The sequence below is a fragment of the Aeromonas sp. 600724 genome (genome assembly GCF_049175135.1).
GTDB lineage: Bacteria > Pseudomonadota > Gammaproteobacteria > Enterobacterales > Aeromonadaceae > Aeromonas > Aeromonas veronii_A.
This window is the reverse complement of sequence record NZ_JAAKUM010000003.1, coordinates 94,569-110,349: the sequence shown is the minus strand read 5'-3', so window position 1 is coordinate 110,349 and position 15,781 is coordinate 94,569. Positions and strand designations below refer to the sequence as shown.

Here is a 15,781-nt window from a genome sequence, read left to right as displayed (position 1 = left end):
CTCAGGCCACGATGATCAGGACAAGCAGGGACACCACCGCCAGCGCCACATACTGGGCGAGAACGATCGGCTTCTCCGGTACCAAGTCTTCACCACGGAAGATACGCATGGCTTTCGGCGCCAGGGCGAACCAGGTTTTGGCATGGAACAGGCACGCCGCCAGAGCGACGACATGGAACAGGATGGCGATCGGGCTTTGCAGGGATTCCAGCCAGCCGTTGAACGCTTCCTGACCCTGAACCAGGCGCATCAGGCCCCACATCAGCACAACGGCGTAGATGGAGACGAAGATACTGGTGCCTTCACGGATCATGTAACCGGTGTAGAAGGCGTTCTTCAGCCACCAGTCTTTCTTCATTTCGCGGACGTAAGGTTTACGTTTGCTATCAGTGTTGTTCATGGTCTCAATCCTGCTCTCAATCTGGCTTGAACATGGCGATCATGTAGTCCTTGGCGCTTTCGACCTTGCCAAGCTGGATGGCCGCTGCCGGATCGACGCCCTTCGGGCACACTTCGGAGCAGTAGCCCACGAAGGTACAGCCCCAGACGCCTTCGTCCTGGCTGATGATGCGCATACGCTCTTTGGCGCCGGCATCACGGTTGTCGACGTTGTAGCGATAGGCCAGAGCCAGTGCCGCCGGACCGGTGAACTTCTTGTTGATGCCGTACTGCGGGCAGGCCGCGTAGCAGAGACCACAGTTGATGCACTGGGAGAACTGCTTGTACTGCGCCATCTGGGCCGGCGTCTGGATGTACTCGCCATCACACAGGCTGCGCGGCTCGCTCGGGATGATGTACGGCTTGATGCTCTCCAGCTTCTCGATGAAGTCGGACATGTCGACCACCAGATCGCGCTCGATCGGGAAGTTGTTGAGCGGCTCGACGGTCATCTTGCCCGGCAGATAGTCGCGCAGGAACGCCTTGCAACCCAGCTTGGGCACGCCGTTGACCATCATGCCGCAGGAGCCGCAGATCGCCATCCGGCAGGACCAGCGGAAGCTCAGGGTTGAGTCCAGGTGATCCTTGATGTACTGCAGAGCATCCAGCAGAGACATCTCTCTCTGGTATGGCACCTGGAAGGTTTGCATCCAGGGCTCGTTATCCTGTTCCGGACGGTAGCGCAGGATCTCAATTTCAATCATCTCAGCCATTCTTCTTAGCCTCGTCTTGTTTCTCACCCTCGGAGCCGTACACGCGTTTTGCCGGCTGGGACTTAGTGATCTTCACATCGGAGTAATCGATGGAGGGCGTTTCGCCATTTTTGTAGAACGAGAGCGTGTGCTTGAGGAAGTTCACGTCATCGCGCTCTTCGTAACCATCCAGACGCTGGTGGGAACCGCGGGACTCTTTACGATTGATGGCGGAGTGCGCCATGGCTTCAGCCACGTCCAGCATGTAGCCCAGTTCGATGGCGTACAGCAGATCGGTGTTGAAGACAGAGGACTTGTCGTTGATCTTGACCTTCTTGTAACGGGCTTTCAGCTCGTTGATCTTGTCGATGGTGCCCTGCATCAGCTCTTCGGTACGGTAGATACCGACACCGGCTTCCATGGACATGCCCAGCTCGTTGCGGATATCGGCCGGGTTTTCGGTACCGTCTATGTCCATCAGGGAGAGGTGCTGCTTGATGAGCGCCTCGGCCTTGGCGGCCAGCGCTTCGGTATTGCCATGCTTCTGAGTCTTGGCAAATTCACCTGCCTGCTCACCGGCCAGCTTGCCGAATACCACGATCTCGGACAGGGAGTTGGAACCCAGACGGTTGGCACCGTGCAGACCGACGGAGGCACATTCGCCCGCGGCGTAGAGGCCGGGCAGACGGGTGGCACACTTGTTGTCAGTCTCGATACCACCCATGGTGTAGTGGGCAGTCGGACGTACCGGGATAGGCTCTTTGGCCGGATCCACGTTGACGTAGGCTTTGGCCAGTTCGCAGATGAACGGCAGACGCTCTTTCAGGTATTTCTCGCCAAGGTGACGCAGGTCGAGGTGAACCACATCGCCCATCGGGCCCTGAATGACGCGACCTTTCTGCTGCTCTTGCCAGAATGCCTGGGAAACACGGTCGCGCGGACCCAGCTCCATGTATTTGCTCTTCGGCTGGCCGATCGGGGTTTCCGGGCCCAAGCCGTAGTCTTGCAGGTAGCGGTAGCCATCCTTGTTCAGCAGGACGCCACCCTCACCACGACAACCTTCGGTCATCAGGATGCCGGTGCCCGGCAGACCGGTCGGGTGATACTGGACGAATTCCATATCACGCAGCGGTACGCCGTGACGGTAGGCGAGTGCCATGCCGTCGCCGGTGACGATGCCACCGTTGGTGTTGTAGCGATAGACACGGCCAGCACCGCCGGTTGCCACGATCACGGATTTGGCCTGGATGAAGCGGGTGATACCGTTCTGGATGTCGAAGGTCAGTACGCCCTGGACACGGCCGTCGTCCACGATCAGATCAAGGCAGAAATGCTCGTCGAAGCGCTTGATGCTCGGGTATTTGACGGAGGTCTGGAACAGGGTGTGCAGAATATGGAAACCGGACTTGTCTGCGGCGAACCAGGTACGCGGAACCTTCATGCCACCAAACGGACGCACGTTGGCTTTACCATCCGGCTTGCGGCTCCAGGGGCAACCCCAGTGCTCCAGCTGGATCATCTCTTTGGTCGCGTTGTTGACGAAGTATTCCACTACGTCCTGCTCGCACAGCCAGTCACCACCGGAGACGGTGTCGTTGAAGTGGTTTTCGAGGGAGTCGTCATCACGGACGACACCGGCGGCGCCGCCTTCGGCAGCAACCGTGTGGCTGCGCATCGGGTAAACCTTGGAAATCAGGGCGATGTCCAGGTCTGGCTGTGATTCGGCTATAGCGATAGCGGCGCGTAAGCCGGTACCGCCAGCACCGATGATGGCCACATCGGTCTTGATAATATCCACATCTGCCTCCTTAGGGATAGATTTGCTGGGCACGATTTTGCTCTATGAAAAAAATTCAGGCTTGATGCAAGTCAAACTGCTAGGTTTTATTCCCTTTTTATTGGTTATTTTTCTATAAAACACCCAAATCCCTGGATGAAAATGTCGTTATTATCGTCATTTTTTGGTGTTACTGAGCAGTTGAACACCTAGCTACGAGCACTTTAACTTCTGGATTGTACGTAGTTTTCTTTCAATAAAATGCGAATCACCTCTCTTTTTAGGTACTCGCGAAAAAAATTTTAAGTTTTTTATTGTAATTTTTTAATGAGAATTATTGGCATTTATCTATTCGGATAGAAATAGGTAATCCGAAATGCTGCGGTGACCACGGCGGTGATCTGATAATTCCAGACGAATTACAAGGATTTCAAGGCGGGGTATTTGGCGGGTAATGTGAGATTACTCACTGAAAATTAAGCGCTATTTAGAAAAATAAAAGGGGCCTGTACGGCCCCTTTTGCTCATCCTCAAATGCGGAACATACCGACCTGATTGCTCAGTTCACCCGAAATATTTTTAAGTTGTTCAGAGAGATGGCGTGAGCTGTCTGCATCCACTGCCAGTTCGTCCGAGACATCTTTCACCGCCTGAATGTTGCGGCTTACCTCATCGGTGACGGCCCGCTGCTCTTCAGCCGCGCTGGAGATCTGGGTCGCCATGTCGGAGATCTGGTTGATCGAGGTGGTGATCTGCTCCAGCGCATGGGTGGCGTTGTTGGCGTCATCCACGCTGTTCTGGGCCAGCAGCTGGCCTTCGTGCATGGTGCTGACCGCCCCCTGGGTATTGCGTTGCAGGGTTTCGATCATATTGCGGATCTCGACGGTGGAGCTGTGGGTACGCTGTGACAGGACGCGCACCTCGTCGGCAACCACCGCAAAGCCGCGACCCTGTTCACCGGCACGTGCCGCTTCGATGGCGGCGTTGAGTGCCAGCAGGTTGGTCTGTTCGGCGATGCCCTGAATGGTGGAGAGGATGGTGTTGATCTCCTGAGCGTTTTTCTCCAGTTCCTGAATGATGTTGGAGGCCTGTTCCACCTGGGTGGCCAGATCGGTGATGGAGCGCTGGTTGCGGGCGATCACCTGCTTGCCATGTTCGCAACTGCTGCTAGAAGAGCGGGCTGCTTCGGCGGTCTGTTCGGCGTTGCTTGCCACTTCAACGGCTGTGGCCGACATCTCGTGTACTGCAGTAGCGATCTGGGAGATTTCGTTTTGCTGACGTGCCAGCCCCTGATTCGCCTTCTCCGCCATGCTGTGGGAGGATTTGGCCTGCTGATTAAGCTGGGTCGAGGAGTTGGAGATATCCTGCACCATCACATGGATCCGGTCGATGAAGGTGTTGACGTGCTTGGCAACCGCGCCCACCTCGTCTTCCCGCTCGATCTTGATGCGGCGGGTCAGATCACCGTTGCCGCGTGAGAGATCGGCAATCGCTTCGCCCAGGGTTTTCAGGGGTGCCAGTGAACCATTGATGGCGACATAGGAGAAGCCAGCCACGATCAGTATGGTGATAAGCCCCTGGATGAGGGAGGAGGTGACCATGCTGCGCACCGACTGATAGGCGGTCTCCTCATCCACCATCATGCCGTAATACCAGTTGGTATTGGGGATTGCGTTGAAGTCAAAGACCTCTTTCTTGCCACTGATCACCAGCTCGTTGATCATGCCGTCATGGGCGATCTGGTTGATGTAAGAAGCGGTCAATTCAGGGGCCAGTGCGGTGGCAGACTTGAGACTCAACGAGGCATCCGGGTGGGCGATGATGGTGCCATTACTGTCTACCAGAATGGCGTAGGTGCCCTCGGTAGTGACTGCCAGAATATCCGAGATAAGGGCGCTGATGGATACGTCACCGGCGATGACGCCCTGAGTGTTGCCGCGCTGGAACGGCTCGGCAATGGTGACAATCAGTTGTCCGGTAGAGATATCCGCATAAGGGGCAGTAATGACCAGTTTGCCAGCTGCCATCGCATCCTTGTACCAGGGGCGTTGACGGGGGTCATAACCGGCAGGGAGGTTGGTGGGCTTGCTCTGGATCATCTTGCCATCGGCAGTACCGGCATAGACCAGGTCGAATCCACCTGCATTCATGGATTGGGCCAGATGGCTGATGGGTTCATCCTCTTTGGTGAAAGCCTCCTTGGTGGTGCTGACGATGGCGATACGGGAGTCAACCCAGCGGGAGATCCCCTTGACGTTGGCCATGGAGCTTTCGTCGATGATATTCCAGACCAGCCGCTGGGTTTCGCTGCGCAGTTGCGAGGTGTTGTACCAGACCTGTATCCCGGTGATCACCAGAATGATGACCCCGATAGCCAGGACCAGCTTGTTTTTAATCGATAAGTTCATAGTTACATCCTTGTGAGCGTCAGTCTGAGTGTGTGGAAACTGGTTATTGTTATGTGCCTGTTCTTATCGGCTGAAGTTGAACTCTTTGTATCCCGATCAGCTATTTAAAGTTAGTGCCTAAATCAGAGCTTATCCATATGTGTATCCTTGTCAGGTGGCTACAGGAAACGATCTGGACGATTGGTGAAGATTCCATCGACCCCCATGCTGGCTAGTTTTTCATAATCTTCATGATAATCAACGGTATAAACTAGAACCCTTAATCCGCGTTGATGTGCATCTTCCACCAGTATCCGGTCGACAAAATCCACGTCGCAGTTAAGTGACCAGGCCCCCAGCTCATCAGCAAACAGCGCCAGGTTGAGTGGCAGATTGGCGGTCAGGGCGCCGAGGCGGATATCGGGCCGCAAGGCGGCAAATCGGGCCAGCTCCGGGTGATGGAAGGACGAAACCACCCACTGGCCGGGAGTAAAGCCCAGCTCGGCCTCTGCCCGTCGGGTCAGGGCTGCCACCGCATCGGCGGTATGAGCCCCCTTGAGCTCGATGTGCAACTCGCAGCGTCCGGCTATGATCTCCATCACCTGCCAGAGGGTCGGGATCACCTCTCCTTCACCGGCATCAAGCTGCTCCAGATAGGAGCGGGATTGCTCGGTCAGTACCCCCTTGCCATTGGTGCAGCGCTCCAGCCGCCGGTCGTGGAAGACCCACAACTCGCCATCGGCCGCCTGCACGTCGATCTCGATGGCTGATGCTCCCAGCTCCAGCGCTTTGGCCATCGCCTTGAGAGTGTTTTCGGGGGCCAGACCGCTGGCGCCACGATGGGCAATAATCTGCATGTTCTGCTCCTTTTACCTCGCGGATCAGCCGCGGCTCAGGTGAATGTCGATCTGTTGATGGGGCAGAGTAAGTCCCTGCTGCTGCATCTTCTCCAGCACCAGCGAGTGAACCTCGTGAGTGATGGGCATCCGGTGATCCATGTTGTTGACGTAGAGGCGGATCTCGTAGATCAGCGCCGAGTCGGTGAATTCGATCAGGAATACTTCCGGACTGGGGGTCTCCAGTACCAGAGTAGAGGCATGGATCGCCTCCTCAAGAATACGTTGCACCAGTTTCGGATCACGGGTCAGACCGATCCGGATCCGCAGTTTGACCCGGGTTATCGCATCGGAGAGCGACCAGTTGATGAACTGCTCGGTGATAAAGGCCTTGTTGGGCACGATGATCTCCTTGCGATCCCAATCCACTATGGTGGTCGCCCGGGTTTTGATCTTGGTTACGGTGCCGGTGAGATCGCGAATGGTCACAGTGTCACCGAGCCGGATTGGTTTCTCGAACAGGATGATGAGGCCGGAAACAAAGTTGGCGAAGATCTCCTGCAGGCCGAAACCCAGCCCTACCGAGAGGGCGGCCACCAGCCACTGGGTCTTCGACCAGTCGATACCGAGCATGGAGAAACCGGTGAGGGCGCCAACGAGGATCACCAGATACTTGCTGATCGTGGTGAGTGCAAAGCCGGTTCCGGGAGAGAGGCTGAGGTGCTGAAGCAGGGTCAGCTCCATCAGCCCCGGCAGGTTGCGGGCGGTCACCACGGTCAGGATGAAGACGAAGGCGGTCAGCATCAGATCCTGCAGGGTGATGGCGGAGAGCTGCTCGATGCCACCAATCTTGCTGCTCACCTGCCATACCTCGATATTGCTGAGGAAGCTGAACGCCGAGTTGAGATCCGACCATTGCACTACCACCAGCATGGTGAAGCCGAGCATCAGCAGGGTGCGCACCAGCCCCAGCGACTGGGCGCTGATGGTGTCGAGGTCCAGCTCAGTCTCTTCCACCACATCGGGGATCTCCGAACTTAGCTCCTCCTGATTGTCGTCACGGCCGCGCTGGGCCAGCATCTCGGCCCGCTTGCTCTTGGCACGCTCGAAGGCAAGGCGGCGGCGCTGGATCAGCATCCAGCGTCTGGCCAGATAGTAGATCAGCAGGCAACCCAGCCCCATCAGCAGGCTCAGCTCCAGCTGGCGCAGCAGGGTGCGCGAGGTATAGAAGTAGCCAAACAGGGCGCCGATCACCGCCAGCAGCGGCGCCAGCATCAGGCTGTTCCAGATGAAGTGGTGCAGCAGATGGGGCTTGGTCATGTCGGTCTGGCCCCAGGTGAGCGGCAGCCGCTCCCGGTTGAGGCGGGCAAAGAACAGCAGCAGCCAGAGTGCACCGATCATGAAGGCCATCCGGCCGAGGGAGTCGTAGAAGGCGTGCTCCTGATAGCTGTTGGCCATCCCCTGCACAAAGAAACTCGGGATCAGCACCAGCAGCAGGGTGCGAAACTGCCCCCATACCTTTTGCACCTGTTCCCGGGGCCAGCGGAAGTGGTGGATCAAAATCCCCCGCTCCAGCGTCAGATGGCGGGCCATCACCAGTGCCAGCAGCAGAAACCAGATCTCGCCAAGGCCGCGTGCTACCGCCACCGCAAACGGGTATTGCCAGGCCCCTTCGAGCAGGCCGCGCACCATCAGCACCATGGCGGGCAAGGGGAGGGCGGCAAGCAGGGAGCGCAGCAGCAAGCGGCTGGTGAGGCTGAATTTGTCCTGGGTCACCTTGCCGATCCGCGGCGCAATATGGTCGCAATAGAGGCTCAGGTGACGGGCCAGCTTGAACCAGCTCCAGGCCAGCACCAGCAGACCAATACCGGCTAGCGTGAGGCTCAGCGGGCTGTTCTCGGCGATGGCATAGGGCAGTTGCAACCAGTTGTCCGGGTTGAAGGCCAGGGTCAGCGCGGCAGGAATACCGAGCATCACCTGTGGGGTAAAGGGGCGCACATCCGGCATCCAGAACAGGTGGCTGGCGCTTATTTCGCGGATCTCGTCGATCTTGCTGTTCTGGCGGCTGTATAGAAGCTTGAGACGAGTCTGCTCCTGAATGAGGGTGTCTGAGGCGTCGTTGAGCCGGGTCAGCAGTTGGCGCCGGGCCTTGAGCAGGTTGTCGAGCACCGCTTGCTGTGGCCGATCGAGCGTCACCTCCTCTTCGGCCATCAGCTTGTCGCGCAACTGGCGGGTATCCTTGAGCCCATCCTGCTCGCTCTCGTACTGGTACTTGGCCATGCGGGCGCTGACGATGGCGGACTCCAGCTTGTCGAGGGGGAACTGGGGAGGCAGATCGGAGAGTTTGCTGCGCAGGTTCTCGCCGTAGGCATTACTGATCTGCAGCCACTCCAGCTGTTCGCGCACCGAGTTGACCAGCTCATTCAGCTCAAACAGATTTTTGTCGACGCTGCGCTGCTCATCCTGCACCCGCTCAATCTGATCTTCCAGTGTGCCGAGCTGGATGGAGAGCGCCTGATTCTGCTGTTGTTGCTCCAGCAGCAGCGGCATGTCGGTGGTGAGCTGTTTGCGCAGCCGTTCGCTCTCCTCCAGCGCCTGCTCGGTCTTCTCCCGCCGCAGTTGGTTCTGCTGGGTCAGCAGGCTGGCTTGCCACTCATCCTCGTCGGCGATGGCCAGATTGAGCTCCTGCAGTTTCAGCTTGCCGAGATCGTTGCGCTGCTGGGCAGAGAGCTGCTCCAGCTCCAGCATCTGGATCCGGTCGGAGAGGCTCTGCTCTTTCATTCTGGTCAGCAGCAGCTGTGCCTCCTGCTGGCGATCCGATTCGCTGCTGAAGCTCAGTCGCTCCAGCTGGCTGCGGGTCAGTTGCAGCTGTTTGCGCAGATCATCCACCCGCAGGTGATACTCCTGCCCGGTACTCTCTAGCTGGTTGAGGCTATCCATCACCCCCTGCCGCTCCTTGCGCAGGTTGAGCTGGCGGTTGCTGCTCAGGCCTATGGCCTGGCGCAGCGCCTCCTCCTTGAGGCTCGCCAGCGGCGGGCGAGCGGCGGGCTGATAGTTGTGCAGGCTCTCCTTGAGCCGTGCCGACTCCTTGGGGTAATCGATAAGGATCTGCTGATAGGCTTTGCTCTGCTCCCGGTAACGCTCGGCCTCTCTGGCAAATTGCAGCGCCTGCTGGTAGCTCTCCCGCAGCTTCTGGTTTTCCGGGGTATCGCTCTTGGGCACGCTCTGCAACAGGGATTCGGCCTGGGCAATGGCATCGTCGGCGCGCACGGCTGGCGGCAACAAGATAAGGGAGAGCAGCAAGAGGGTGAGCAGGCGTTGCAACATGAGGCTCGTTTCCGTTCAGAAGAGGTGGCCCTAGCCTAAAACAGGGCAGGGAGGCGGGTAAAGCAGTCTATATTAATGATTCATAACACAAATAACAGGAAGTCGTGCTGCCGTTTCGCTATGATCCCGGCCGCTTTCTCTCCACCGAGTCGAATATGTCAGCTGTTGATCTGGGCACAGCCCCGCTATCTCGCCTTTTCTGGCGTTACGTAACCCCGACCGTGGCGGCCATGCTGATCACCGGCATCTATGTCACCATCGATGGCATCTTCGTTGGCCATGTGCTGGGTCAGGATGGCATGGCCGGTTTGATGCTGGCTTATCCCATCTGCGCCGTGCTCTATGCGGTGGGGGCGCTGATCGGCATGGGGGCCTCGTCGCTGGTCTCCTTCTATCTGGGGCAGGGCAACCCGGCCAAAGCCCGCCATATCGTCGGAAATGCGCTGGTGATGGTGTTGCTGGCCTCGGCACTGCTCAGTTTTATCGGGATCCGCTATGGCGAGCCCATGCTGGCCTGGATGGGGGCGGAGGGGGAGATCTTCACCGCCGGGCTCTCCTACCTGCAGGCCTACGCCTGGCTTGGCGTCTTTGCGGTGCTGTCGATGGCGTTCAGCTCGCTGCTGCGCAACGATGGGCGCCCCGGATTTGTCACCCTCATCATGGTAGTCGGGGGGCTGCTCAACGTGCTGCTCGACTATCTGTTGATGGTGGTGTTTCCGTTCGGACTGGCCGGGGTGGCGACGGCCACCATGCTCTCCCAGGCAGTGACGGGCCTTGCTTGCCTGTGGCACTTCTTCACACCGCGTAGCCAGCTGCGGATAAGTTGGGACACCTTGCGCCCCGATCTGCGGCTGATGGGCGAGACGGTGCGCCTCGGGGTCTCCAGTTTTCTGATGTACCTCTATCTCTCGGTAGTGCTGGCGCTGCACAACAAGGCGTTGCTGGCGGTCGGCACTTCGCTGCATGTGGCGGCCTACGGGGTGATCAGTTACACCGAGGCCTTCTTCTATCTGGTGTTCGAGGGGATCGCCATGGGTATCCAGCCCATCGCCAGCTTCAACGCAGGAGCCGGTCACTGGCGGCGGGTGCTGCGGATCCGCAACCTGGCACTCGGAGTGACGTTGGGGATCGCCCTGTGCGCCATGTTCCCGCTTTATCTGTGGCCGGAGGCGGCGGTCTATCTGTTTGCCGGCGACAACGCCACCCTGCTGCCGGTGGCGAGCCTCGGGATCTGGCTCTACTTCTGGGGGCTGCCGATGGAGGGCTTGCTGCTGGTGGGGGCCACCTACTTCCAGGCCATCAATCGGGCTCGCATCGCCTCCCTGCTCACTGGTGGCAAGCTGGTGCTGATCGGCGGTTTCTTGTGGGGATTCTCGACCCTGTGGGGCGTGCCCGGGGTCTGGCTGGCATTGCCAACGTGCAGCTCATTGCTGGTGTTGGTGATGTGGCGGGCGATGCGTCGGGAGTCCGGCGCCCACGCGCTGGCCGGATAGGTAATCAGGTTCGACGTGCAGATAGCAGACAGGCAGCCATGGGCTGCCTGTTTTGTTAGAGGATGTTTTGTTAACGGGCTCTGCCGATTCAGGGCTTGAAGGCACCGATAAAGATGGCGGGATCGACCCGGGTGTCGTTGAGGCTGACGTTCCAGTGCATATGGGGGCCGGTAGCGCGGCCGGTCGAACCGACTCGCCCGACGATGCCGCCACGCGGCAGGCTCTGGCCGAGCTTCACATCGATCTTCGACATGTGGCAGAACATGCTGATGAGCCCCTGACCGTGGTCGACAAAGACGGTATTGCCATTGAAGAAGTAGTTGCCGATCAGGATCACCTTGCCGGCGGCGGGGGACTTGATCGGGGTGCCGGCGTCCACGGCGAAGTCGAGGCCGGAGTGGGGATTGCGCTCCTCGCCATTGAAGAAACGACGCAGGCCAAACGGGCTGGAGAGGGGGCCGTTGACCGGCTTGTCGAACAGCAGGTTGCTCGGCTGGTTGGGGCTGAAGGTCTGGTAAGCCCGGGTCTGCTCCGCCAGCTCTCGGTTGATGCGGGTCATATCCTCGGCGAGCGGATTGACCTGACGGCTGTTCTTGAGCTTGATGTGCTGCTCGCGGTAGTGCTTGGGGGTCACGGTGAAGCCGAGAGTACGGCCATCACCTGTGGTCAGTTGCTGGGCGCCGGGCGTGCTTTTCAGAGAGACGCCGACGATGGCGATCCACTGGTTGTCTTCGCGCACTACCAGCACGGGCTTGTCGTGATAGCGGGCCGTGGGGGCAGTGGGTGACGCGCCAAGAGGGATCACCGCAACGCCACCTGGTACCGGATGGTTGAGCAGGCGACTGATAAAACCCTCGGCCAAGGCCGACTGGCTGGCCAGTAACAACAACAGACAACACACAACTCTCATGACGATACCACTCGATGTTAAAGCGCCCGGGATGGCGGGATGACAACCCCCTGTCCGGCATTCGTCGATCACTAAAGGGTGATCACGGCACGCTGGCCACGACAGGCGCGGCTGGGGAAGGGGGCAGATTGTGCCTCGTTATGGTCGGGGCAGCCAGTGGCGGGGCGTGGCTGATGCCCCTTTTGTGCATAGTTGCGTCAGGTTTTATGTCGTGCTCGGGTTGCTTCGCCATTGAGTCGCCCCCGCCCTGGCTCTAGAATCGGCTTCCGGCACTTATGCCACCGACACTCCGAGGAGACGATATGAACGGATTACCCCCTTTGCGCACCACACCGGCCCGATACACGACAGGTCGTGGCTGGCTCTGGGTTCGCAGCGGGTTCGATATCTTCAACAAGGGGATGGGGATCAGCGTAGCCATGGTGCTGGTCTGGTTTATGGTGGGCATGCTGCTGGAGCAACTGCCGGCGGGGGGCCTTATCTCCCAGCTGCTCTACATGGTGTGGGGCGCGGGTTGGGTGGCGGTCGCCGCTCGGGGTTATCGGGGGGAGCCGCTGCAGTTTGCCGATCTCTTCGCCGGTTTTCGCCACAAGTTGACCCCGCTGATGCTCGGCGGTCTGCTGGTGTTGCTGCTGTTCAGCCTGGTTGGCCTCGTCTGTCTCGGTCTGCTCTCCGTGTGGGGGCTGCTCCCGCTGTTGACGCAGGATCCCGAGAGCATGGTGGTCTCTGCCAGCCAGTTGCAACAACTGCTGCTGGTGTTGCTGGTGGGAATGCTGCTCATCATTCCCGTGCTGATGGGGGTCACCTTTGCTCCTGCGCTGATCTACCACCACGATATCGGCATCATCCAGGCGGTGCGTCTGAGCTTCTTCGGCTGCTGGCGCAATATGTGGCCCTTCTTCTGGTGGGGGCTGCTCTCAGCCATGTTGCTGCTGTTTGGCGCGGCGCTGCTGCTGGTGGGTCTGCTGGTGGTGATCCCGGCGCTCAACTACTCCATCTATGTGGCTTATCGGGATATTTTCCTGGACGAGAGTGCGCAGCAGGAAGCGCCTCACTCAGAACCATTCGGATTTGAAGCCTGATCAAGGGATCGGAATGAAGAAGGGGCACGCAGCGGCCCCTTCTCTTCATGGTCGGGTTTGAGGTGTGCTTACTCCTGCCAGATGGGATCCGCCGCCATGCGGGCTAGCAGAAAATCGAGGAAGCTGCGCAGCAGTGGCGACATCTGTTTGCGGGTAGCATACACCCCGTAGACCCCGAGGCGCTTGGGCTGCCAGTCGGTCAGCAGGGGCACCAGTTCTCCGCGCTCCAGATAGGGTTGGGCCGAGTAGCGTGGCTGCAGGCTGATCCCTGCGCCTTCCAGCGTTGCTTCCAGCAGCAGGTTGGAGATATTGGCGCTCAGGTTACCGCTGACCGGCACTGACTCGGGACCGTCCGGTCCATTAAACTCCCACAGGCTCTTGCCGAAGTAGGTGTAGGTGAGGCAGTTGTGCAGCGCCAAATCCTGCACCTTGTGTGGCATCGGATGACGGGCCAGATAGGCCGGGCTGGCACAGACTACCGAGTGGCAGGTGCCGAGACGGCGCGCCACCAGATTGGGGTCGAGGTCGTTGGTGATGCGCACCGCCAGATCGATCCGCTCCTCTACCAGATTGACGGTTCTGTCGAGCAGCAGAATGTCGATGGCCGTCCCCGGGTATTGCGCCAGATAGTCGTTGGCAGCCCCGACCAGCAGCGCTTCTGACAGGGAGTAGCTGCTGGTGATCCGCAGTTGTCCCTTGGGGGCGTCATCTCCCTTCACGGCGATCTGCTCCATTTCTTCGCCGAGGGCCAGCATGGCGCGGGCCCGGTTCAGCGCTTCCTCTCCCGGCCCGGTCAGGCTCAGACGACGGGTGGTGCGGTGCAGCAGGCGAGCGCCCATCCAGCTCTCCAGCTCGGCCAGATAGCGTGACACCATGGCGCGCGACATATCCAGTTTCTCTCCGGCGCCGCTCAGGCTCCCCTGTTCGACTACGCTGACGAAGACCCGCAATGCGGTCAGTCGATCCATGTATGGCTCTCTATATGTTCGATAAGTGCAACAGTGATGTGCTTTTTATGCTGTATTTGCACCTTATGTGATCCAATACACTCTGTCCATCAAATGAACCCCCGAATACTTAATGAGGAATAGATGATGAACAACACCCTGATCCGCAACCTGACTCTGGCGACCACCCTGCTGAGTGGCGCCGCACTGGCAGCCCCCCTGAGCGTGACCGTCTATAACCCTGGCGAGAAGGCGATCTTCCCGGTCTCCTCCTCACTGGTGACCGGTGACAAAGAGGCCATCCTGATCGATGCCCAGTTCGACGTACAAAATGGTCAGGCGCTGGTCGACATGATCAAGAAGAGCGGCAAGAAGCTGACCACTGTCTATATCAGTGCCGGTGACCCCGACTTCTACTTCGGTCTGGAGCCGGTCATGGCTGCGTTCCCGGATGTCAAGGTGCTGGCCGACCAGCATGTGGTTGACCACATCAACCAGACCAAGGATGCCAAGCTGAACTACTGGAGCCCGATCCTCGGCAAGGGGGCACCGAAGAGCCTGACCGTGCCGCAAGTGATGACGGCCAGTCACCTGACGCTGGATGGCGAGAAGATTGAAATCAAAGAGATGAACACCCCGAATGCCTACCTCTGGGCCCCTTCCATCAAGACTGCTTTTGGTGGTGTGCCGGTTTACCACGGGGTGCATGTCTGGATGGCCGACAGCCAGACCAAAGCGGCCCGCAGCAACTGGGTCAAGGCGCTGGACAACCTGCTGGCCCTGAAACCCGAACGTGTAGTACCGGGCCACTTCCTGGGCACTGCGCCCAAAGGCACTGCTGCTGTGACCTTTACCCGTGACTATGTAGAGCGTTTCGAGCTGGAGCTGGCCAAGGCAAAAAATTCCGGCGAGCTGATTGAGGCCCTGAAGAAGGCCTATCCGGCACTGCCGGTTGACGATGGTCTGGCCATCGGTGCCAAGGTCAATACCGGCGAGATGAAGTGGTAAGCCACTGAGCCTGCTCTCCCTGTGTTTTTTTACCGGGCCTCAGGGCCCGTTTTTTTATCCGAGATTGAAGCGAGAATGAAGATGAGCGAACCACAAACCATCCTCCATTATGTCTATGACCCGCTCTGTGGCTGGTGCTACGGTGCCGCCCCCCTGTTGCAGGCGGCAGCCACCATTGACGGGCTCGAGATCGAGCTGCATGCGGGCGGTCTCTGGCTGGGTAGTCGCCGTCAGCCGATGGGCGAGGCATTGCGTGATTATGTGCGCCCCCATGATCAGCGGATCGAAGCGCTGACCGGTCAGCATTTTGGCGAGCGCTACTTCAACGAACTGCTGCTGCGGGAAGGGGCTCTGCTGGACTCCGAGCCGCCGATCCGCGCGGTCTTGGCCGTCACGACATTGGGGGGCGATGGGCTGGCCATGTTGCACCGGATCCAACAATCCCACTATAGGGAAGGGAGCTGGATTGGTGAGCCGGCGTTTCTTGCCAGGCTGGCGGCAGAGCAGGGGATTGCAGCGGAGGCATTCCAGCAAGCTTATCTGCAGGCCCCCTTGCTGCAACATCTGGCAGATAGCCAGGGTTGGATGAAATGGCTGGGTGGTCAGGGTTATCCTACCCTTGGGCTGATGCACAAGGGGCGGGTCACGCCTGTACGGGTTGCCGATTTTATGGGGGAGCCGGATGCTCTGAGCACGCATCTGCTGGCTCTAATGACATGATGGCTGTTATTTGAACACGAGACCGCTTCAGGAAAGGTGTCCAGGGCCGATAGGCAAACAATCACAGAAACGGTATGAAATCCTTCTGTTTTCCGGGTGCAGGCTATGCTCTATATGACCATTCCCGGTGGATGTTGCGGGAGTGAAGACTCATTTCAAGGAAG

Annotated in this window: 12 protein-coding genes; 4 read left to right on the top strand and 8 right to left on the bottom strand. The window is 58.9% G+C overall.

Annotation, left to right across the window (positions count from 1 at the left end):
• Position 1: 1 nt before the first annotated feature.
• The 6 genes from G5168_RS03945 to mscM all read right to left on the bottom strand — a co-directional run bounded on the left by G5168_RS03945 (position 2) and on the right by mscM (position 9,457).
• Entirely contained in the window at positions 2–400 is a 399-nt protein-coding gene (locus tag G5168_RS03945; RefSeq protein WP_005335058.1) for a hypothetical protein, read from the bottom strand.
• A gap of 16 nt (positions 401–416) precedes the next feature.
• Entirely contained in the window at positions 417–1,151 is a 735-nt protein-coding gene (locus G5168_RS03940) for a succinate dehydrogenase/fumarate reductase iron-sulfur subunit (RefSeq protein WP_005335057.1), read from the bottom strand.
• On the bottom strand, positions 1,144–2,928 hold the full coding sequence (gene frdA / locus G5168_RS03935) for a fumarate reductase (quinol) flavoprotein subunit (protein ID WP_047437968.1): 1,785 nt from the start codon (positions 2,926–2,928) through the stop codon (positions 1,144–1,146). Before frdA ends, G5168_RS03940 begins: the two co-directional genes overlap by 8 nt.
• A gap of 509 nt (positions 2,929–3,437) precedes the next feature.
• On the bottom strand, positions 3,438–5,315 hold the full coding sequence (locus G5168_RS03930; RefSeq protein ID WP_421251868.1) for a methyl-accepting chemotaxis protein: 1,878 nt from the start codon (positions 5,313–5,315) through the stop codon (positions 3,438–3,440).
• 158 nt (positions 5,316–5,473) lie between these two features.
• Complete coding sequence (locus tag G5168_RS03925; protein ID WP_421230607.1) at positions 5,474–6,151, bottom strand: glycerophosphodiester phosphodiesterase; 678 nt, start codon at positions 6,149–6,151, stop codon at positions 5,474–5,476.
• A gap of 24 nt (positions 6,152–6,175) precedes the next feature.
• Positions 6,176–9,457, bottom strand: coding sequence for a miniconductance mechanosensitive channel MscM (mscM, locus tag G5168_RS03920; RefSeq protein WP_421230606.1), 3,282 nt, complete (start codon positions 9,455–9,457; stop codon positions 6,176–6,178).
• Between the two features lie 155 nt (positions 9,458–9,612).
• Between mscM and G5168_RS03915 the strand changes: the two genes are divergently transcribed.
• Positions 9,613–10,950 carry an MATE family efflux transporter gene (locus tag G5168_RS03915; protein WP_106842912.1) on the top strand — a complete coding sequence of 446 codons (1,338 nt, stop codon included), beginning with the start codon at positions 9,613–9,615 and terminating at the stop codon, positions 10,948–10,950.
• An 88-nt stretch (positions 10,951–11,038) separates the two neighbouring features.
• Here the strand turns inward: G5168_RS03915 and G5168_RS03910 are convergent, their stop codons facing one another.
• The gene (locus G5168_RS03910) at positions 11,039–11,860 is read right to left on the bottom strand and encodes a peptidoglycan DD-metalloendopeptidase family protein (RefSeq protein WP_421251867.1); all 822 of its coding nucleotides are present in this window, start codon (positions 11,858–11,860) and stop codon (positions 11,039–11,041) included.
• Positions 11,861–12,162: 302 nt separating this feature from the next.
• Here G5168_RS03910 and G5168_RS03905 point away from each other — a divergent pair, with 302 nt between their 5' ends.
• On the top strand, positions 12,163–12,942 hold the full coding sequence (locus G5168_RS03905) for a BPSS1780 family membrane protein (protein WP_227342102.1): 780 nt from the start codon (positions 12,163–12,165) through the stop codon (positions 12,940–12,942).
• Between the two features lie 68 nt (positions 12,943–13,010).
• Here the strand turns inward: G5168_RS03905 and G5168_RS03900 are convergent, their stop codons facing one another.
• A complete protein-coding gene (locus G5168_RS03900) occupies positions 13,011–13,910 on the bottom strand; it encodes a LysR family transcriptional regulator (RefSeq protein ID WP_005362277.1) in 900 nt (299 codons plus the stop codon).
• A gap of 126 nt (positions 13,911–14,036) precedes the next feature.
• Here G5168_RS03900 and G5168_RS03895 point away from each other — a divergent pair, with 126 nt between their 5' ends.
• On the top strand, positions 14,037–14,897 hold the full coding sequence (locus G5168_RS03895) for a Vmh family MBL fold metallo-hydrolase (RefSeq protein WP_227343009.1): 861 nt from the start codon (positions 14,037–14,039) through the stop codon (positions 14,895–14,897).
• A gap of 75 nt (positions 14,898–14,972) precedes the next feature.
• Positions 14,973–15,617: a DsbA family protein gene (locus G5168_RS03890; RefSeq protein ID WP_227342104.1), complete on the top strand. Its 645-nt coding sequence runs from the start codon at positions 14,973–14,975 to the stop codon at positions 15,615–15,617.
• Positions 15,618–15,781 lie beyond the last annotated feature (164 nt).